Annotated in this window: 19 protein-coding genes; 10 read left to right on the top strand and 9 right to left on the bottom strand. The window is 73.1% G+C overall.

Features of this window, described 5'->3' with window-relative positions:
- Window positions 1–120 precede the first annotated feature (120 nt).
- Entirely contained in the window at window positions 121–1071 is a 951-nt protein-coding gene (locus ACGFT2_RS03495) for an NADP-dependent oxidoreductase (protein WP_393273056.1), read from the bottom strand.
- A gap of 70 nt (window positions 1072–1141) precedes the next feature.
- On the opposite strand from ACGFT2_RS03495, the gene ACGFT2_RS03490 reads away from it, so the two are divergent.
- Window positions 1142–2110 carry a GlxA family transcriptional regulator gene (locus tag ACGFT2_RS03490; RefSeq protein WP_393273055.1) on the top strand — a complete coding sequence of 323 codons (969 nt, stop codon included), beginning with the start codon at window positions 1142–1144 and terminating at the stop codon, window positions 2108–2110.
- Between the two features lie 102 nt (window positions 2111–2212).
- Here the strand turns inward: ACGFT2_RS03490 and ACGFT2_RS03485 are convergent, their stop codons facing one another.
- Together ACGFT2_RS03485 and ACGFT2_RS03480 are read right to left on the bottom strand one after the other, a co-directional pair.
- Window positions 2213–3838 (bottom strand): amidohydrolase, encoded by a 1626-nt coding sequence (locus tag ACGFT2_RS03485; RefSeq protein WP_393273053.1) that lies wholly within the window; start codon window positions 3836–3838, stop codon window positions 2213–2215.
- A 17-nt stretch (window positions 3839–3855) separates the two neighbouring features.
- On the bottom strand, window positions 3856–5358 hold the full coding sequence (locus ACGFT2_RS03480) for an APC family permease (protein WP_393273051.1): 1503 nt from the start codon (window positions 5356–5358) through the stop codon (window positions 3856–3858).
- Between the two features lie 307 nt (window positions 5359–5665).
- Between ACGFT2_RS03480 and ACGFT2_RS03475 the strand changes: the two genes are divergently transcribed.
- From ACGFT2_RS03475 to ACGFT2_RS03465, 3 genes are read left to right on the top strand one after another with little or no spacing between them, the layout of a single operon-like run.
- A complete protein-coding gene (locus tag ACGFT2_RS03475) occupies window positions 5666–6385 on the top strand; it encodes a TetR/AcrR family transcriptional regulator (protein WP_393273049.1) in 720 nt (239 codons plus the stop codon).
- Between the two features lie 43 nt (window positions 6386–6428).
- A complete protein-coding gene (locus ACGFT2_RS03470) occupies window positions 6429–6893 on the top strand; it encodes a pyridoxamine 5'-phosphate oxidase family protein (RefSeq protein ID WP_393273047.1) in 465 nt (154 codons plus the stop codon).
- A 50-nt stretch (window positions 6894–6943) separates the two neighbouring features.
- Window positions 6944–7336: a VOC family protein gene (locus ACGFT2_RS03465; RefSeq protein WP_393273045.1), complete on the top strand. Its 393-nt coding sequence runs from the start codon at window positions 6944–6946 to the stop codon at window positions 7334–7336.
- A 483-nt stretch (window positions 7337–7819) separates the two neighbouring features.
- On the opposite strand, the gene ACGFT2_RS03460 is transcribed toward ACGFT2_RS03465, so the two are convergent.
- A complete protein-coding gene (locus ACGFT2_RS03460) occupies window positions 7820–8122 on the bottom strand; it encodes a DUF4235 domain-containing protein (RefSeq protein ID WP_393273043.1) in 303 nt (100 codons plus the stop codon).
- Between the two features lie 28 nt (window positions 8123–8150).
- Window positions 8151–9167, bottom strand: coding sequence for a glutathione S-transferase family protein (locus tag ACGFT2_RS03455; protein WP_393273041.1), 1017 nt, complete (start codon window positions 9165–9167; stop codon window positions 8151–8153).
- Between the two features lie 99 nt (window positions 9168–9266).
- Here ACGFT2_RS03455 and ACGFT2_RS03450 point away from each other — a divergent pair, with 99 nt between their 5' ends.
- Window positions 9267–10316, top strand: a complete 1050-nt coding sequence (locus ACGFT2_RS03450) for a cation diffusion facilitator family transporter (RefSeq protein ID WP_393273039.1) — start codon at window positions 9267–9269, stop codon at window positions 10314–10316.
- A gap of 80 nt (window positions 10317–10396) precedes the next feature.
- Here ACGFT2_RS03450 and ACGFT2_RS03445 read toward each other — a convergent pair whose 3' ends face one another.
- Entirely contained in the window at window positions 10397–10846 is a 450-nt protein-coding gene (locus ACGFT2_RS03445) for a nitroreductase family deazaflavin-dependent oxidoreductase (protein WP_393273037.1), read from the bottom strand.
- Between the two features lie 311 nt (window positions 10847–11157).
- Here ACGFT2_RS03445 and ACGFT2_RS03440 point away from each other — a divergent pair, with 311 nt between their 5' ends.
- From ACGFT2_RS03440 to ACGFT2_RS03430, 3 genes are read left to right on the top strand one after another with little or no spacing between them, the layout of a single operon-like run.
- Window positions 11158–12381: a cytochrome P450 gene (locus tag ACGFT2_RS03440; protein ID WP_393273036.1), complete on the top strand. Its 1224-nt coding sequence runs from the start codon at window positions 11158–11160 to the stop codon at window positions 12379–12381.
- Window positions 12382–12393: 12 nt separating this feature from the next.
- On the top strand, window positions 12394–12600 hold the full coding sequence (locus ACGFT2_RS03435) for a ferredoxin (protein ID WP_393273034.1): 207 nt from the start codon (window positions 12394–12396) through the stop codon (window positions 12598–12600).
- A gap of 50 nt (window positions 12601–12650) precedes the next feature.
- Complete coding sequence (locus tag ACGFT2_RS03430) at window positions 12651–13184, top strand: flavoprotein (protein WP_393273033.1); 534 nt, start codon at window positions 12651–12653, stop codon at window positions 13182–13184.
- On the opposite strand, the gene ACGFT2_RS03425 is transcribed toward ACGFT2_RS03430, so the two are convergent.
- The gene (locus tag ACGFT2_RS03425) at window positions 13181–14026 is read right to left on the bottom strand and encodes a hypothetical protein (RefSeq protein WP_393273032.1); all 846 of its coding nucleotides are present in this window, start codon (window positions 14024–14026) and stop codon (window positions 13181–13183) included. The genes ACGFT2_RS03430 and ACGFT2_RS03425 overlap by 4 nt on opposite strands.
- 98 nt (window positions 14027–14124) lie before the next feature.
- Complete coding sequence (locus ACGFT2_RS03420) at window positions 14125–14976, bottom strand: endo alpha-1,4 polygalactosaminidase (protein ID WP_393273030.1); 852 nt, start codon at window positions 14974–14976, stop codon at window positions 14125–14127.
- 166 nt (window positions 14977–15142) lie between these two features.
- Here ACGFT2_RS03420 and ACGFT2_RS03415 point away from each other — a divergent pair, with 166 nt between their 5' ends.
- Complete coding sequence (locus ACGFT2_RS03415) at window positions 15143–16111, top strand: aldo/keto reductase (RefSeq protein ID WP_393273028.1); 969 nt, start codon at window positions 15143–15145, stop codon at window positions 16109–16111.
- Here the strand turns inward: ACGFT2_RS03415 and ACGFT2_RS03410 are convergent.
- Window positions 16098–16928, bottom strand: a complete 831-nt coding sequence (locus ACGFT2_RS03410) for a phytanoyl-CoA dioxygenase family protein (protein ID WP_393273026.1) — start codon at window positions 16926–16928, stop codon at window positions 16098–16100. The genes ACGFT2_RS03415 and ACGFT2_RS03410 overlap by 14 nt on opposite strands.
- Before the next feature lie 271 nt (window positions 16929–17199).
- Between ACGFT2_RS03410 and ACGFT2_RS03405 the strand changes: the two genes are divergently transcribed.
- A complete protein-coding gene (locus ACGFT2_RS03405) occupies window positions 17200–18210 on the top strand; it encodes a helix-turn-helix domain-containing protein (protein WP_393273024.1) in 1011 nt (336 codons plus the stop codon).

Below are 18210 nucleotides of genomic sequence, written 5' to 3'. Positions count from 1 at the left end.
TTTTTTTTTTTTTTTTTTTTTTTTTTTTTTTTTTTTTTTTTTTTTTTTTTTTTTTGGGGGGGGGGGGGGGGGCGCCGGGGCCCCCCCCCCCCCCCCCCCCCCCCCACACCTCCGACCCGGTCAGTCGGCCAGCAGCACCAGCTTCCCCGTCGTGCGTCCGGTGTCACCCAGCTCGTGCGCCTTCGCGGCGTCGGACAGCGGGAAGGTCCCGGCGATCGTCGCCTTCAGCTTCCCGGACTCCGCCAGCTCCGCGACCGCCCGCATCCCGGAGCGGTCGGCGTCCACCAGCATGCGCAGCGCCCGCACGCCGAGGCGCTCGGCCTCCTCGTGGAAGTCCTGGGAGCCCACCGGCAGGGTCGACACCACCACACCGCCCGGCCGCAGCATCCGCAGGGACCGCACGGACGTCTCCCCGCCGAGCGTGTCGAGGACGACGTCGACGTCCCGCACCGTCTCCGTGACATCCGTCGACCGGTAGTCGACCGGCTCGTCCACGCCGATCTCCCGCAGGAAGTCGTGCTTGCCCGCGCTCGCCGTGCCGATCACGTACGCGCCGCGCGCCTTGGCGATCTGCACGGCCACGTGCCCGACCCCGCCGGCCGCCGCGTGGACGAGCACCCGCTGACCCGGCTGCACGTCCGCGTGCTCGGTCAGCGCCTGCCAGGCGGTCAGGGACACCAGCGGCAGGGCGCCCGCCTGGGTGTGGTCGAGCGAGGCCGGCTTGTGCGTGAGGGCGCGGACCGGGGCGATCACGTACTCGGCGTGCGAGCCGTGACCGAAGGGGTAGGGCAGCATGCCGAAGACCTCGTCGCCGGGCTGGAAGGCGACCACGCCGATCCCGGTCTCGGCCACCTCGCCGGACACGTCCCAGCCGAGGACGAAGGGCGGCTCGCCGAGGAATCCGCCGTTGGCCCGGTGCTTCCAGTCGGTGGGGTTGACACCGGCGGCCCGCATCCGGACCAGCACCTGGTTCGGGCCCGGCTTCGGCCGCTCCACCTGTACTGCCTTCAGGACCTCGGGACCGCCGAGGACGTCCTGACCGATGGCTCGCATCGTGTTCGTGTTGCTCATGGTCACCAGCCTGCCTGGCTTCGCATCCCCCGAAAATGGCATGATTGCCAACCTTCGATAGGATCCTGCCATGCTTGACATGCGGTCGCCGGCGCGGCGCCCCGAGCGGGTCGCCGTCCTGGCCCTCGACGGCGTCTACCCCTTCGAGCTGGGCATCCCCAGCCGTATCCTCGGAGCGGCCGACGGCCACTACGAGGTGCTGACCTGCACGGTCGACGGCCGGCCGGTGCGGACGAACGCCGACTTCACGGTCGGCGTCGAGCACGGCCCGGAGATTCTGGAGACGGCCGACACGGTGATCGTCGCCTCCATGCCGCCCGCCTTCATCCCCACCGAACTCCCCGGCGAGGTCGCCGCCGCCCTGGCCCGCATCCGCCCGGACGCGCGGATCGTGTCCATATGCACGGCCGCCTTCGTGCTGGCCGCGGCGGGCCTGCTGGACGGCCGCAGGGCGACCACGCACTGGCAGGTCGCCGACCTGTTCCGGCGCCGGTACCCGCGCATCGAGCTGGACCCGGACGTCCTCTTCGTCGACGACGGCCGCATCCTCACCTCGGCCGGCGCCGCCTCCGGTGTCGACATCTGCCTGCACATCGTGCGCACCGACCACGGCAGTGAGCTGGCCAACGCCGTCGCCCGCCGCTGTGTCGTCCCGCCGTTCCGGGACGGCGGCCAGGCGCAGTACATCGACCAGCCGATCCCGGACAGCGGCGCCGCGAGCACGGCGGTCACCCGGGACTGGGCCCTGGAGCGGCTGGACGAGCCGCTGACCCTGGCCGACCTCGCCGGGCACGCCCGGATGAGCCTGCGCACCTTCGCCCGCCGCTTCAACGACGAGGTCGGCCTCAGCCCCGGCCGCTGGCTGATCCAGCAGCGGGTGGCCCGCGCCCGGCACCTGCTGGAGTCCAGCGACCTGCCCGTCGACCGCGTCGCCGCCGAGGTCGGCTTCGCCACCGGTGCCTCGCTGCGGCAGCACCTGCACGCGGCGATCGGTGTCTCCCCGCAGACCTACCGCAGAACCTTCCAGCAGACCCGCTGACCGCCCCACCGCCCCAGGCGGCCGCCCCCGAGCCGTACCCGGCCGTCCGGGAGGGCCTGTAGCCGGCCGTCCGGGAGGGCCTGTAGCCGGCCGCGGGTGGGTTCACTCCGCGGCGAACACCCTTTCGCCTCCGACGTAGGTGAGCGCCACGGTGGTCGCCGCGAGGGTCTCCGTCGGCTCCGAGAAGGGGTCGCGGTCCAGGACCACCAGGTCGGCGAGGGCCCCGGCGGCCACCCGGCCGCCGTCGTCGAGGTGGTTCACGTACGCCGACCCGGCCGTGTACGCCGTCAGCGCGTCCCCGAGGCTCAGCCGCTCGCCGGGCAGGAACACCGGCCCGGAGCCACCCGGTTCGACCCGGTTGACCGCGACATGAATGCCCTGCAGCGGATCGGGGCTGCTCACCGGCCAGTCGCTGCCCGCCGCGAGCCGTGCCCCGGAGCGCAGCAGCGCCCCGAACGGATACTGCCACGCGGCCCGCTCGGGTCCGAGGAACGGGATCGTCAGCTCGTCCATCTGCGGCTCGTGCGCGGCCCACAGCGGCTGGATGTTCGCCGTCGCGCCGAGCCGGGCGAAGCGGGGCACGTCGTCCGGATGCACGACCTGCAGATGCGCGAGGTGCGGCCGGGTGTCACGCGGTCCGCCCGCCGCGCGGGCCGCCTCGATCGCGTCCAGCGCGTCCCGTACGGCCCGGTCGCCCAGCGCGTGGAAGTGGCACTGGAAGCCGTGCGCCTCCAACTCGGTGACGTAGGACGGCAGTCGCGCCGGATCGATGAAGCTCTTGCCCCGGTTGGCCGTGGCGCAGCCGCACCGGTCGAGGTAGGGATCGAGCAGCGCGGCCGTGTGGTTCTCGGCGACGCCGTCCAGCATCAGCTTCACCGTGCCTGCACGGAACCGGCCGTGGCTGAACGCGGCCCGCCGCTCGACGAGTTCGGGGAGCTGCTCGATGCCGCGCTCCCGGTCCCACCACAGCGCGCCCACCACCCGGGCGGTGAGCGACCCGTCCCGCGCGGCGGTGAGATAGGCCTGCGCCGGGTCGTCCATGCCGAGGAAGTCCCCGACCAGCGCGTCCTGCCAGGCGGTGATGCCGAGCGCGTGCAGATGCCGCTGGGCGTGCAGCAGCGCGGTCAGCCGGTCGGCCGCCGTGGCGGGCGGGGTCAGCCGGCCCACCAGCCGCATCGCGCCCTCCTGCAGGGTGCCGGCGGGCGCGCCGGAGGCATCCCGCTCGATCCGCCCGTCGGCCGGATCCGGCGTGTCCCGGCCGATGCCGGCCAGCTCCAGCGCCCGGCTGTTCACCCAGGCGCCGTGATGGTCCCGGTTCGGCAGGTAGACCGGCCGGTCCGGTACGACCGCGTCCAGCAGCTCCTTCGTCGGCGTACCCCCAGCGAACGCCTCCATCGACCAGCCGCCGCCGAGGATCCACTCCCGCTCGGGATGGGCGTCGGCGTACGCGCGGACGACGGCGACGGCCTCCTCGGCCGTCGCCGTGCCGGTCAGATCGCACTGGGCCAGCTCGAGGCCGGCCGGCACCGGGTGGACGTGCGCGTCCTGGAAGCCCGGTAGCAGCAGCCGCCCGGCGAGGTCGACCACCTCGGTGCGGGGCCCGGCGAGTTCGCGCAGCTCGGCGTCGCCGACGGCCGTGATCCGGTCGCCGGTGACGGCCACCGTGGTCGCGGTGCGGCCCTCGGGGGTGAGGACGGGGCCGCCGGTGAAGAGAAGATCAGCGTGCATGATGCCTTTCCGAAAGATCAGTTGGAGGTGGTCAGGAGCCGCGGCGAGTCGGCGTCGGTGCCCTCGCCGGTGCGGAAGTACGGCGATCTGCGCACCCACTTCGCCCACGCGGCCACCGCGAACCCGGACGCGATCATCACCAGCGGCATGCACAGCAGGAACCAGCCGTTGTCCGCGCCGACCTCGAAGTGGTCGGCGGAGGCGGCGAAGGACCAGCAGAGGTATCCGCCCAGCCCGAGCAGGGCGAAGGCGCTCAGCGTGGGCGGGACCACCGCGCGCACCCCCTGCCACCGGTCCTGGCGCAGCAGCGAGCGGAAGCGGACGGCGGCCGCGAGCGCGATGAGCGCGTACGACAGCGCGACGACGATGCCCACGGCGTTCACCGTCGCCGTGATCATGTCGGCGAGGCGCGGGATCACCAGGGCGCCCACCGCCACCGCCGCGGCCAGGGCGCCGGTCAGCAGCGTCCCGGTGGCCGGGGTGCCGTACCGCGGGCTGACCTTGGACCACACCGGCCCGAGGGTGCGGTCCCGGCTCATGGCGAACATCCCCCGCGCCGCCGGGATGACCCCGGCCTGCAGGGAGGCCACGGCCGAGAACATCAGCGCCACGAGCGGCAGCGCGGCCAGCGGCTGGGCGGCCAGCCGGTCGCCGAAGTACGCGAGCCCCACCGCGCCGTGCCCGGCCAGCTCCTCCTCGGACAGCACCCGCTGGAAGGCGACCGAGCCGAGCAGGAACAGCCCGAGCATGGTCACCAGGGTGATCAGCCCGGCCCGGGAGGCGTCCCGCGGGTCGCGCACCTCCTCGTTCACGGTGAACGCGGCCTCGAAGCCCCAGTAGCAGAACACCGACAGCAGCAGTCCCTGCGCCAGCGCGGTCGCCGAGGGGATGGCGAACGGGTCGAACCACGACGGGCTGAAGGGGTGCGTACCGCGCGCGATGCCGTAGCCGCAGAATCCCAGCAGCACGGCGTACTCGAGGACGAGCAGCCAGGTCTGCAGCCGCGCCGCGGTGCGCACGCCGGTCACGGCGGTGAGTGTGACCGCGACCAGGACGACGATGCCGACCGCGGTGGTCTGCGCGGTCGAGCCGGCGTCGAGGGTGAGCGAGCCGATCCGGTGCAGGCCCGCCTCCGCGGCCAGTTGCAGGACGGCCGAGCCGGTGACCGCCGTGGTGTAGGCGAGGAAGGCCACGCTCGCCACGAAGTTCACCCAGCCCACCGTGAAGCCGAGCCAGGGGCTGAGCGAGCGGCCCACCCAGACATAGCCGTTGCCCGCGTTCGGCTCCACCCGGTTGAGCCTCGTGCAGGCCCCGGCGATCCCGAGGACCGGCAGGAACGCGAGCAGCATGATGGCCGGCAGGTGCGGCCCGACCACCCCGGCCGTCACGCCGAGGCCGATACCGATGCTGGTGGTCGCGGCGGTGCTGGAAGCGGCCACCGCGACGCCGTCCAGCACGCTCAGGGTCTTGCGCAGCTCGGGCCGCGCGGGGGGATCCACACCCAGGGGGTTGTCGCTCATGGCCGGCTCTCCACTCGCACCGTGGGGCCCGGTCGGCCCCGGTGACCCGAGATGAAACCGGCCGGCCGCTTCACAGGTCAACGGTGTTGTCGTAAGGTGCCGGACACACGGCCCCGGCACACGGCCCCGGCACACGGCCCCGGCACACGGCCCCGGCACGCGGCCGGGGAGGCAGCCGGACGCGCGACCGGACGACCGGGCCGGCCGCCGGCCGGGCGAGCGGCCGGACACGTGGCCGGGCGAGCGGCCCGGCCACAGAGACCGGTACGGCCGATCGAACGGCCTGATACCTCCAGGGAGGGCCACCATGAGCGACCGAGTCGTCCCGGCGGCGGACCGGCGGCGCCGGCGCCCCACCAAGCAGGGCGTCGTCCTGTCCGAGGAACTGATCGTGGAGACCGCGCTCCGGCTGATCGAGGAGCACGGCTCCGACGCCCTCTCCGTGCGCCGCCTCGGCCGGGCCCTCGGCGCCGACCCCAGCTCCCTGTACCGGTACTTCCGCCACACCGACGATCTGATGCTGGCCATCGCCGACGAGCTGATCGGCCGTACCGTCAGGGCCTGGCGGCCGAGCGGTGACTGGGTGGCCGACCTGCGTGACATCGGGCTGCGCATGCACGCCGGTGCCCTCGCCCACCCCCGGGCGGCCATGCTCAGCGCCCACCGCGTCACCGGGCGCACGCACGAGATCCAGGCGGTGGAGAACATCCTCGGCGTGCTGCGCCGCGCCGGATTCCCGGCCGCGGAGGCGGTGCGGATCTACCACGCGTTCGTGGACCAGGCCCTCGCCTTCGGCGCCCTGGACTCCGCGGGCACCGCCCTGCCCCGGGCCGCCCGGGAGGCCGAGACGGAGGTGTGGCGGACCACGTACGGCCGGCTGCCGGCCGACACCCATCCGCACATCGCGGCCACCGCCCGCCACCTGGCGGCCACCATGCGCGGCAGCTCCTACCCGGCCGCCCTGGACCTGCTCCTCGACGCCACCCGGACACGCCTCGGCCACATCCGTGCGGGGACCGGCCGGTGACGGACACACTGGACGCCATCCGCACCCGAGGAGGCCGTACCAGATGACGCCACCGCCCGCCCGCAGCGCCGAGCAGCGCAAGAAGGACACCCTCCACCGGCTGGAGCACGACGTGGACGCCTGGGTCGCCACCGCGGGCCCCGACGGCGCCACCCCCTATCTCGTGCCGTTGTCCTTCGTCTGGGACGGCTCCGCCCTGCTGATCGCCACCCCCGCCGAGAGCCCCACCGGACGCAACCTCGTGGCCACCGGCCGCGCCCGCCTCGGCATCGGCCCGACCCGCGACGTCGTCGTCGTCGAGGGCACCGTCCGGGCTGTGGCGCCCGAGGACCTGCCCGAGGAGGACGCCGAGGTGTTCGCCGGGAAGACCGGCTTCGACCCGCGCCGACTCGCCACCCGCTACCTGTACTTCGCCGTCACCCCGCGGCGCGTCCAGGCCTGGCGCGAGGCGAACGAGCTGGCGGGCAGGGAGCTGATGCGCGACGGGCGGTGGCTGCCCGGCGACTGAATCCGGTGGCCCGGGATATCCGCAGGGGAGCGAAGAACACCGGAGGAGACATGACACTGGTGAAAGCGGGCGTCGTGGTGCTGGACTGCGCCGAGCCCGAGAAACTCGCCGAATTCTACAAGGGGTTGCTGGAGGGCGAGCAGTCGGCGGCCTCCGCCAACCTCGTGGAGATACGGGGCGCCGACGGCGTCCGGCTGGCGTTCCGCCGGGACGTCAACGCCACCCCGCCCAGCTGGCCCCGGCCGGAGAACTCGCTCCAGGCCCATCTCGAGTTCCTGGTCGAGGACCTGGACGAGGCCGAACGCCGGGTGGTGGGACTGGGTGGCCGGCCGATCGAGACCCGGGACGCGGCGGGACCGTACGAGGAACGAGGCTATGCCGACCCCGCCGGCCACTCCTTCACCCTGCGCCTGCACCCCACGAGGGCTCCCAAACAGGGCTAGCGGTGGTGTTCCGGTCCGCGGCGGGAAGACGGCTGTCCCCGGGCGCTCACCACAGGCGTGCACGCCCGGGGACGACCCGCCGCGGAGGCCGCTTCCTCACACCGCGGCGATGCCCTCCGTGCCGGACTCGGCACGGGCGGGCGGTCCGGTCGCCGTCGTCACCCCGGCCACCGCGGCGCCGCCGAGGACGGCCGGCCTGCTGCGCGCCCGGACTCCCGCCTGACGTGCCTGCTCATGCGTGGCTCCTCCGGTTCGGCGGCTTGCCTGACCAGAGTGGCCGACGGGGCCCGGATGGTGAAGGCGGACGAGGGGTGCGTCAGAGTCTCGTAAGAACGACCGTGTCACCATGACGACCGTCCCGTGCAAACCGAACGGCTTGTGCGCACGCCCACTTGACAGGGCGCACGCACAAGCCGTGGCTCGTGGAGGGGGGTTCCCCGGCGGGGGCGGTCCGGCCGGCCGCCGTACCGCCCTGTCAGCCGCTCAGTCCCGGCCGCCCTTGTCCGCGGCCGGCCACACGCCGGTCGACCGCGCGATGGCCTTGGCACCGGTGCGGTCCACGGCGCTGCGCACCACCGCGAAGATGGCGCCCTGAACAGCAGCGGCCAGCAGGATCTCGGCCCAGCCGCGGTCCGGGTCCAGGGCGTCGGGCGCGTCCTCCTCGTGCCGGATCGCCATCCAGGCCTTGCGGAAGGCCATGCCGGCGAGCGCGCCGCCCGCCCAGCTGAGCACGAATCCGACCGGCTGGTAGGCGAGCGGGAGTTTCTTCTTCTTGTTCTTGGCCATGTCTGACTCCTTCCTCGTCACGCGGCCCTCATGCGGGCCGTCCCTGCGGGGCCACCCGTTCGCCGGGAGGCACCGGTCCCGGCGGTGTGCCGTCGCCGAAGGGCCGACCGCCCAGTTCCGCGCGGTGGTGCGGGGTCAGCCAGCCCGTGAGATCCGGGCCGAGAGGCACGATCCCGGTGGGGTTGATGCCGTTGTGCACCTGGTAGTAGTGCCGCTTGATGTGGTCGAAGTCGACGGTGTCGCCGAACCCGGGCGTCTGGAACAGGTCCCTGGCGTACGCCCACAGCACCGGGTTCTCGGCGAGCTTCCAGCGGTTGCACTTGAAGTGGCCGTGGTAGACGGCGTCGAACCTGACCAGCGTGGTGAACAGCCGGATGTCGGCCTCGGTCAGGGTGTCGCCGACCAGATACCGCTGCCCGGCCAGCCGCTCGGCGAGCAGTTCCAGCCGCCGGAACACCGCCGTGCACGCCTCCTCGTACTCCTTCTGCCCGGTGGCGAACCCGGCCCGGTACACACCGTTGTTCACGTCCTCGTACACCTCGGCCATCACCTGGTCGATCTCCTCGCGCCGGCCGGCCGGAAGAAGGTCGGGCGCGCCGGCCCGGTGCAGCGCCGACCACTCGGTGGCCAGGTCCAGGGTGAGCTGCTGGTAGTCGTTGGTGACCAGCCGCCCGCTGGGCACGTCCACGACGGCGGGCACACTCACCCCGCCCGGGTGGTCCTTCTCCCGGCGCTCGTAGGCCTCGCCCAGGTACCGGATGCCGAGCACCGGGTCCCGGCCGTCCGGGTCCAGGGTGAACCGCCAGCTGCGGTCGTCCTGGATCGGGTCGGCGACCGCCATCGGCAGGGCCTCCTCCAGCCCCAGCAGCCGGCGCGAGATCACCGCCCGGCTCGCCCACGGACAGGCACGCGAGACCACCAGCCGGTATCGGCCTGCCTCCACCGGCCAGCCGTCGCGGCCGTCGGCGGTGATGCGGTCCTGGAAGTGGCTCCGGGACCTGCTGAACGTCCTGTGGCCGTAAGCGCTGTTGCCGTCGCCGTCCATCTCTCCTCCTCGCCGGACCGGGGGCCCTGGGGCAACGCGTTCCCCGTTTCGGCCCGCCCGCACGGTGTGAGGCGCACGGTCGCGGGCAGTCGGCGAAGGGTGAGCAGGACATCCTCGGAACGGGAGACGGCCGCAGAGACGGCCGAAGACAGCGGCGCGACGGACACCCACGCGCCGGCGGAGGACAAGGGGAGGGGTTCGAAGAACGACCGGCACACCAAGGTCACCGTCCTCGTGGCGCTGGCCGCCAACCTCGTGATCGCCGTCGCCAAGGCGGCGGGGGGCGTCCTCGCGGGATCCCCCGCACTGCTGTCGGAGGCGGCGCACTCCGTCGCCGACAGCCTGAACGAGGTGTTCCTGCTGGCCGCGCTGCGCCGCAGCCGCCGTCCGGCCGACAGCCGGCACCCTTTCGGCTACGGCAAGGAGCGCTTCTTCTGGTCCCTGCTCGCGGCCGTCGGCATCTTCGTCATGGGCGGCTGCTTCTCCTTCTTCCAGGGCTTCGAGGCGCTGAGCTCGGGCACCGAGGAGAAGTTCAGCGGTTACGTGGCGGGATTGATCGTGCTCGGCTTGGCGCTTCTCGCGGAGGGCGCGTCGCTGCTGCGGGCCCTGCACCAGGTGCGCCGGCAGGGCGGCGGCCTCGGCGCACTGCGCGATCCCGCGCTGCGCACGGTGATCGCCGAGGACGGCACCGCGGTGCTCGGCGTGACCTTCGCCATCGTCGGCATGGCGCTGCACATGGTCACCGGGCAGGTGGTCTGGGAGGCGTCCGCCTCGCTGGCGATCGGCGTGCTGCTCGTGTTCGTCGCCTACCGGCTCGGGCGGGACGCCCGCGACCAGCTCATCGGTGAGGCCGCCGACCCCGAGCTGAGCGGCAGGATCCGGTCGCTGCTCGCGGCGCAGCCGGAGATCGACAGCGTGGAGGCGCTGTTCACCATGAAGATGGGCCTCGACTCGACCATGGTGGCCGCTCGCATCGACCTGATGCCGGGCCTGGACAGCGAACGGGTCGAGGAGGTCGCCGTACGCATCAAGGCCTCTCTGGCCCGGACGTTCCCGGAGACCGACCAGGTCTTCCTCGACGTGACCGACCGGCCCGCCGACGGGGCACAGGAGAGCCCCGCCGCGACGGGGGAACGCGGCGGGGCCTGACGCTCGGGTGCCCGTGCGTCGACGGCCCCACACCTCACCGGAACAGATTTTTCCGGAACGGAACGGTTCCGGGCCGGAAATCAGCTCTCGTCGGCGGGCTCCAGCACGAACACCGGGATCTCGCGCGAGGTCTTGCGCTGGTAGTCGGCGTACGGCGGGTAGGCGGCCACGGCCCGCTCCCACCACTCGGCCTTCTCCCGGCCGCTGATCTCGCGGGCCCGCATGTCCCGCCTGACCGGCCCGTCCTGCAACTCGACGTGCGGGTCGCCCTTGACGTTGAAGTACCAGACCGGATGCCTGGGCGCGCCGCCCTGCGAGGCGACCACCGCGTACGCCCCCTGGTGCTCCACCCGCATCAGGGGCGTCTTGCGGATCTTCCCGCTCTTCGCACCCCGGGTGGTCAGCACGATCACCGGCAGTCCGGTGTCGAGGAGCGTCGTCCCCTTGGTCCCGCCGGAGCTCTCGTACAGCTCGACCTGCTCGCGCACCCACTGCTCGGGGCTGGGCTCGTACTCACCCTCAAGAGGCATGGGATCCGTCTCCTTCGTCGATCCAACGGCTGTCTGCCACCGGCTTCAACACCGGTGCCCGCGTGGATCATCCGTACCTCGGCGCGTTTCACCCGACCGGGTGATCGCGTTCCGCGCCCGGGTCCGCCGGCGCACGGCCCCTCCGGCGTTCCCCCGGCGGCCGACGTAGGCTGGACGGGACCCCGGGGGCTCTGCACTTCGGCCAGATCCCACGCGTCACCGATGTGGCCGAACTTGTCATCGTCATATAGGTGCCTCGGGCATCTAATGAAGATCGGCACGACGCACTCTTCGTCTGCGAGGTCTCTCCCATGACGGAACTGACGGACACGAACGGCCCGGCACCGGCCGGCCCCGTCGCTTTCCCCCAGGACCGCACCTGCCCCTACCACCCACCCACCGGATACGGCCCACTGCGTGACAGCGAGCTGTCCCGCGTCACCCTCTACGACGGCCGCGAGGTCTGGCTGGTCGCCTCACACCCGACCGCCCGCGCCCTGCTGGCCGACCCGCGCCTGTCCAGCGACCGCCGCCGCGAGGGCTTCCCGGCGCCCACGCCCCGCTTCGCGGCCGTACGCGACCGCCGGCTGGCCCTGCTCGGCCTGGACGACCCCCAGCACCAGCAGCAGCGCCGGATGCTGATCCCGCCGTTCACCGTCAAACGCGCGACCGAGCTGCGGCCGAGGATCCAGCGGACGGTGGACGACCTGCTGGACGCGATGATCGAACAGGGGCCGCCGGCCGAGCTGGTCTCCGCCTTCGCGCTCCCGGTGCCGTCGACCGTGATCTGCGGCCTGCTCGGTGTGCCGTACGCCGACCACGAGTTCTTCGAGGAGCAGTCGCGCAGGCTGCTGCGCGGTCCGGAACCGGCCGACACGGAGGACGCGCGCGAGCGGCTGGAGGAGTATCTCGGCGGACTGGTCGACGGCAAGGCGAAGCAGGCCGAACCGGGGGACGGCGTCCTCGACGACCTCGTCCGGCGGCACCTGCGCGACGGTGTCCCGGATCGCCGGGAGATCCTGTCGCTGGCCCTCATCCTGCTGGTCGCGGGCCACGAGACCACCGCCAACATGATCTCCCTCGGCACCTACACGCTGCTCCGGCACCCCGAGCGGCTCGCCGAGCTGCGCGCCGACCCGGCGCTGCTGCCCGCCGCCGTCGAGGAGCTGATGCGCATGCTGTCGATCGCGGACGGGCTGCAACGCGTGGCGCTGGAGGACATCGAGGTCGACGGGCACACGATCCGGGCCGGCGAGGGCGTGCTCTTCTCGACCTCGGTGATCAACCGGGACGCCTCCGTGTACGAGGAACCCGACACCCTGGACTTCCACCGCCCCGCCCGTCACCACGTGGCGTTCGGCTTCGGCATCCACCAGTGCCTCGGCCAGAACCTCGCGCGCACGGAACTGGAGATCGCCCTGGGCAGCCTGTTCGGACGACTGCCCGGGCTGCGGCTGGCCGCCCCGGCAGAGGAGATTCCCTTCAAACCCGGCGACACGATCCAGGGGATGCTGGAACTCCCCGTGACCTGGTAAGAGGCTCAGCACATGCACATCGACATCGACATCGACAAGGACGCCTGCATCGGAGCCGGCCAGTGCGCGCTGACCGCGCCGGGCGTCTTCACCCAGGACGACGACGGCTTCAGCACCCTGCTGCCGGGCCGCGAGGACGGCGCCGGCGACCCGATGGTCCGTGAGGCGGCCCGCGCCTGCCCGGTCGGCGCCATCACCCTGTCCGGAGCCGGCGACTGACCGCCCGGCCGCCCCGGGAGCGGGAGCGGGCGCGTCGGTAGGGTGCCCGGATGACCGAACACGCCCGGAAGCCGTTCCTGTACGTCGTCGTCTGCGCCGCCGGAATCGCCGCGGGCGTGACGGAGCTGATCACCGCCGCACAGGAACGCGACTGGGAGGTCGGGGTCATCGCCACACCGGTCGCGATGGGCGGGTTCTTCGACGCCGGTGCCGCCGAGGCGCGCACCGGCCGGCCCGTCCGGTCGGCCTGGCGCTCCCCGGCCGATCCGCGCCCGTTCCCGCCGCCGGACGCCGTCGTGGTGGCACCCGCCACCTTCAACACCCTCAACAAATGGGCGGCGGGCCTCGCCGACACCCTCGCCGTCGGCACCCTGTGCGAGGCCGCCGGTCTGGGCGCTCCGATCGCCGTCCTGCCCTGCGTGGCCGACGCGCTGGCAGCCCATCCCGCCTATCGGGACAGCCTCGTACGGCTGCGTGGGATGGGCGTGCGCTTCGGCGATCCGTACACCGGGGAACCCCGGGCGGACGGCGGCCGCCCGGGGTTCGCCTGGGAGCGGGCCCTGGACCTGCTGGAGCGGCCCTAGCGGCAGGTCAGCGTCGGGCCCGCCAGCATGCCCCCGGTGTACAGGTCCTGGCCCCTGGGCAGCCAGTAGCCGAGTTTGGAGACCACGGTGGAGCAGGTCGCGCCGACGGTGACGCGGACCTTCACCTTCTCCGGGTGGCCGGGTTGCAGTTCGGTCAGCGCGCAGTCCAGCGAGTGCGGCAGGCGGTTCCTGGCCGGATACCGGCCTACCAGCGGATTGACGCAGCGGGCGTCGTCCGTGGCGATCCGCACGCCGGTGCCCGCCACGCCGACGAGCCCGAACCGTGCGCTGCCGTCGCCCTCGTCGCTGTTCCGGCGGATCGTGTAGGTCAGCGTCGTCGTGGCGCCCCGGCGCAGTGCGGTCCGGTCGACCGTGACGGCGTGGGTGGGACTGGTCCGCGGAGCGGTCAGCGTCAGCGTGGCCTGCACCGTGCCCTTCAGATCGACACCGGCGGGCGCCGACCGTACGTGCACGGCGGCGGTGATGTCGTACGTTCCGGAGCCCGGGTGGGCGAGCGAACCGGCCAGCGTGCCGGAGGCCAGCGTCCGCCCGGCCCGCCGGGCCGTCCAGGTGCCCTCGGTGCGACAGGCGTACCGGACCCGCATGCCGGCCCGCCGGCAGGTCGCCGGCGCCGAGACGACGAGCTGTGGGCTGCCGTCGCCCGCGCACAGACCGACCTCGGCCCGCTGGCCGTGGTCACCGCGCAGGGTGCCGGCGACCGCGCACACCGTCGCCGGGCTCTCGGGCTGCGCCGCGGTCCGCCCCCAGGCGGGGGTGACGAGGGCCAGGGGCAGCAGCGTCGCCCCGGCCAGGGTTCTCAGAGTGGTGGGACGTGTCGGCACCGTGTTCCTCCCGGGCGACCGGGACCGGCCGGACGCCGGTCCACTGCGCCGAGGATGAGCCGACGGTACGACCATCGGCCGGTTCCCACGCCGGACGGTCACCTGGGGGCAGCAACCCGTGCGTCCCCGTGTGCCTTGCGGACGTACTCCGTGCTGGCCGGAGTCGAGACGTCCCGGTCGCGGCGGACGATGCTCAGCCGCCCGCCCCAGCCGGTGACCGCCGAGCGCAGTCCGCCGTCGGTGTACTCGACGTCCACGACGCGGCCGTCGAACGCCTTCGCGTACACCCCGCACTCGTCGTACTGCCCGCACTCCTCGGCCACCGCGAAGTCCAGCCCGGTCCGCCCCCGCCGGCCGGCCAGTTCGGCGGTGTTCTTCTGGGCGATGGCCAGCCGCCGGGCGTGCGCGTGCCGGGAGAGAAGGGTCATGAACGCGGTCGCGTCCTCGGCGGTGAGCAGGTGATGGGAGCGGGTGTAGCTGTCGTAGTTGTCCGGCTCGACGGCGTCGAAGCCCTTCTCCGCGCAGCCGTCGACCCACCGGTTGACCCGCTTGGCGACCCGCTCCCGCTTGGCCGGGGTGCGCAGGTCCAGCAGCGGCTCGTTCCAGTCCTCGTCGATGACCACGTCGCCGTGCGCGTCGCGCAGCAGCAGGTCGCGCGGCCAGGAGGCGCGTTCGGCCGGCTGGGCCTGGAAGGCGTTGACGTAACAGATGTTGTACAGGCCGGGGGCGGGGGAGTCGGACCGGTCGCGGCTGACGATCCGCACACCCTTCGGCGGGGGATAGGCGCCGCCGATCTGGTAGTCGAACCCGGCGCCGCGCGGCGGCAGCCGCACCGCGGCGGGCTTCGGCGAACCGTCCTTCCTCTCGCCCGAGGAGCCGCAGCCGGCCAGTGCCGGCACGGCGGCGATCACGGCTGCTGACAAGGCGGCGAGGGTCCGGCGGGAACCCATGGCACGCAACACACCCTTCCGGGGCAAGTCCGCTCCATCCTGCCCACGCCGGGCGGCGCGGCACGTGGCAGGATCAAATCGCCCGCGCGCTCGCCTCGTCAAGTCGGCTCCGGGCCACGTCGTAGGCTCGGTCCAGACCATCGTCCCGAAGGCAGGAGCGGCAACGATGCAGTACGTGAAGCTCGGTTCGACGGGCCTGGACGTCTCGCGAGTCTGTCTGGGCTGCATGACCTACGGGCTGCCGGACCGCGGCACGCACGAATGGACCCTCGACGAGGAGGCCTCCCGCCCGCTGATCCGGCAGGCGCTGGAGGCGGGCATCAACTTCTTCGACACCGCCAACGTCTACTCCGACGGCACCAGCGAGGAGATCGTCGGCAGGGCCCTGCGCGACTTCGCCCGGCGTGACGAGGTAGTGCTGGCCACCAAGGTGCACGGCAGGATGCGGCCGGGCCCCAACGGCGGCGGGCTGTCCCGCAAGGCCGTCATGAGCGAGATCGACCACAGCCTGCGCCGGCTCGGCACCGACTACGTGGACCTGTACCAGATCCACCGCTACGACCACGCGACTCCGGTCGAGGAGACGATGGAGGCGTTGCACGACCTGGTCAAGGCGGGCAAGGTGCGCTACATCGGGGCGAGTTCGATGTACGCGTGGGAGTTCTCCAAGGCGCAGTACACCGCCGAGCGGCACGGCTGGACGAAGTTCGTGTCCATGCAGAACCACTACAACCTGCTCTACCGCGAGGAGGAGCGGGAGATGCTGCCGCTCTGCGCCGACCAGGGTGTCGGCGTGCTGCCGTGGAGCCCGCTCGCCAGGGGCCGGCTGACCCGGGACTGGAACACGGTCACCGAGCGCAGCGCCACCGACGACTTCGGCAGCCGGCTGTACCAGGAGGGCGACCGCGCGATCGTCGAGGCCGTCACCCGCATCGCGGACGACCGCGGTGTATCGCGCGCCCGGGTGGCCCTCGCCTGGCTGCTGCACCAGGACACCGTGGCCGCGCCGATCGTCGGCGCCGCCAAGCCGCGGCACATCGAGGACGCGGTGGCCGCCGTCGAACTGGAGCTGAGCGACAAGGAGATCGAGGAGCTGCGGCGGCCCTACACCCCACGCGCGATCAGCGGTCACTGACCGGTCGGCGGGGTCCGTGCGGTACGAACTCCGTGCCGCACGGACCGGCGCCCTCGCTCGCCGGCAGTGCCACCCGCGCGCCGGACATCGTCAGCGTCCGGTAGTACGCCCCGATGCGGGTGGCGGAGCGGGCCACGTAGTGCCCGACGAACGAGCGCCGGAAGCGGTCGGCGGTGCGGTTGGGGCCCGAGCCGTGCACCAGGCTGCCGTTGAAGAACAGGACGTCGCCGGGGGCCAGGTCCACGGGAACGGTGACGAGTCCGGGCGGCGGCGGCACGTACTCGCGGGCGAACGACAGCTCCGCGTCGGCGTCCTCGGGGCAGAACAGGCCCATCCGGTGCGTGCCGGGCACCACTTCCAGCCCGCCGTTGTCCCGGTCGGCCGGCTCGCAGGCCAGCCACGCGGCCACGCAGGTGCCCGGCTCGACCCGCAGATAGAAGTTGTCCTGGTGCAGCGCCTGTCCCCGCGCGCCCGGCGGCTTGAAGTAGAACATGCTCTGCGCGGCCAGTACCTCCTCGGCGAACAGCACCTCCAGTACGGCCCGCAGCCGGGCGTCCAGCAGGAAGTCCCGGGCCACGGCGTCGAACTCGTGCGGCTGCATCACCCGCGGGTACCGGCGCAGCGGATCGGGGTCGGCCGGATCGGGCGCGAAGTGGTCCGGCACCGGCCCTGCGGCGTGCAGCGCCGTGAACTCCGCGCACAGCGACTGGGCCTCGCCCACGCCGAACAGCCCGCGTACGACGGTGAATCCGTCCTCCTCGAAGGGGCGCAACAGCACCCCGGCCGGGACGACGGCACCGCCCACGCCCGCACCCACGCCTGCGTCCGTACCTGTGCCTGTACGCCTGCTGGTGCCATCCGCGCCCACGCCTGTGCCCGTACGCATGCTGGTGTCATCCGCACCCGTGCCTGTATCCGTGCCTGTGCCTGTGCCTGTGCCTGTGCCTGTGCCTGTGCCTGTGCCTGTGCCTGTGCCTGTGCCTGTGCCTGTGCCCGTGCTCATGTCTCCGGCTGTCATCGTCGCGCTCCTCGCCTCCGCCGGCCGCTGCCCGTCACGCTAGGGCGACGCGCCCGACGGGAGGATGCCCATGTGTGCTGAGAAGGTGCCCGAGCCCGCTGCCGCCGGTGACCCGTCCCCGCCGCCCGGCCTCGTGGTGACCGGCCGTTACGACCGGCGCCCCGGCTACCGCGTCAACCGCCCGCAGGGCTCGCCGAGCTGGTTGTTCACCTTCACCACGGGCGGTCGCGGTCTGCTCGGCCGGGGCGCCGCCCGCGTCGGGGCCGGCGTCGGGGACCTGGTGGTGCTCGCGCCCGGCACCGGCCATCGCTACACGGTCGCGCCCGGCGCGGCGCACTGGCGGTTCTGGTGGGCGCACTGCCAGGCCCGGCCGTCCTGGACACCCTGGCTCGCCCCGCACGCCCTCGCCGACGGCCTGTACCTCGTCCCCGGCCCGCCAGGCCCGCCAGGCCCGCCAGGCCCGCCAGGCCCGCCAGGCCCGCCCGGCGCGCCTGGCCCGCCTGGTCCGTCCGGGCCGCCCGGCGTCCCGGACCGGCGGATCGTGGCCGCGTTCGGCCGCATGCTCGCCCACGCCCGCGGGCCGGCCCAGCGCGTGTCACGGGGACGGGAGCCGGTGGCCGTGGCGAACGGCAGCCTGGCCCGGGAACTGGCCCTGTGCGCACTGGAGGAGGCCGTCCTGCTCGCCGCCTCCGCCGCGCGGCCCGCCCGCCTCGCGGGCGACGCCGACGACCGGGTGTGCCGCGCGGAGGAGCTGATCGCGGCTGATCCGGGAGCCCCGCACACCGTCCGCTCGCTCGCCGGGAGCGTGGGACTCTCCCCGTCCCGGTTCGCGCATCTGTTCACCCTACGGACCGGCCGGCCGCCCATGCGGGCCCTGCGCGAGGCCCGGCTGGGGCACGCGGCCCGGCTGCTGGAGGTCACCGATCTCACGGTGGAACGGGTGGCCGCGGCCTCCGGATTCCCGAGCCCCTTCCACTTCAGCCGGATCTTCAAGGCCCACTACGGCGTGCCGCCGGGCGCATACCGGACAGGCGGGCTGCCGCAATTGCCGAAAAGGATTCCTTTGACTTCGCGTCAATAA

This window comes from Streptomyces sp. NPDC048514 (assembly GCF_043199955.1).
GTDB lineage: Bacteria > Actinomycetota > Actinomycetes > Streptomycetales > Streptomycetaceae > Streptomyces.
This window is presented reverse-complemented; position numbering and strand designations above follow the sequence as displayed.

Excerpts from the sequence above, each read along its gene's own strand:
- ACGFT2_RS03495 (WP_393273056.1), bottom strand. The coding sequence starts at position 1,071 with ATGAGCAACACGAACACGATGCGAGCCATCGGTCAGGACGTCCTCGGC.
- ACGFT2_RS03490 (WP_393273055.1), top strand. The coding sequence starts at position 1,142 with ATGCTTGACATGCGGTCGCCGGCGCGGCGCCCCGAGCGGGTCGCCGTC.
- ACGFT2_RS03485 (WP_393273053.1), bottom strand. The coding sequence starts at position 3,838 with ATGCACGCTGATCTTCTCTTCACCGGCGGCCCCGTCCTCACCCCCGAG.
- ACGFT2_RS03480 (WP_393273051.1), bottom strand. The coding sequence starts at position 5,358 with ATGAGCGACAACCCCCTGGGTGTGGATCCCCCCGCGCGGCCCGAGCTG.
- ACGFT2_RS03475 (WP_393273049.1), top strand. The coding sequence starts at position 5,666 with ATGAGCGACCGAGTCGTCCCGGCGGCGGACCGGCGGCGCCGGCGCCCC.
- ACGFT2_RS03470 (WP_393273047.1), top strand. The coding sequence starts at position 6,429 with ATGACGCCACCGCCCGCCCGCAGCGCCGAGCAGCGCAAGAAGGACACC.
- ACGFT2_RS03465 (WP_393273045.1), top strand. The coding sequence starts at position 6,944 with ATGACACTGGTGAAAGCGGGCGTCGTGGTGCTGGACTGCGCCGAGCCC.
- ACGFT2_RS03460 (WP_393273043.1), bottom strand. The coding sequence starts at position 8,122 with ATGGCCAAGAACAAGAAGAAGAAACTCCCGCTCGCCTACCAGCCGGTC.
- ACGFT2_RS03455 (WP_393273041.1), bottom strand. The coding sequence starts at position 9,167 with ATGGACGGCGACGGCAACAGCGCTTACGGCCACAGGACGTTCAGCAGG.
- ACGFT2_RS03445 (WP_393273037.1), bottom strand. The coding sequence starts at position 10,846 with ATGCCTCTTGAGGGTGAGTACGAGCCCAGCCCCGAGCAGTGGGTGCGC.
- ACGFT2_RS03440 (WP_393273036.1), top strand. The coding sequence starts at position 11,158 with ATGACGGAACTGACGGACACGAACGGCCCGGCACCGGCCGGCCCCGTC.
- ACGFT2_RS03435 (WP_393273034.1), top strand. The coding sequence starts at position 12,394 with ATGCACATCGACATCGACATCGACAAGGACGCCTGCATCGGAGCCGGC.
- ACGFT2_RS03430 (WP_393273033.1), top strand. The coding sequence starts at position 12,651 with ATGACCGAACACGCCCGGAAGCCGTTCCTGTACGTCGTCGTCTGCGCC.
- ACGFT2_RS03420 (WP_393273030.1), bottom strand. The coding sequence starts at position 14,976 with ATGGGTTCCCGCCGGACCCTCGCCGCCTTGTCAGCAGCCGTGATCGCC.
- ACGFT2_RS03415 (WP_393273028.1), top strand. The coding sequence starts at position 15,143 with ATGCAGTACGTGAAGCTCGGTTCGACGGGCCTGGACGTCTCGCGAGTC.
- ACGFT2_RS03405 (WP_393273024.1), top strand. The coding sequence starts at position 17,200 with ATGTGTGCTGAGAAGGTGCCCGAGCCCGCTGCCGCCGGTGACCCGTCC.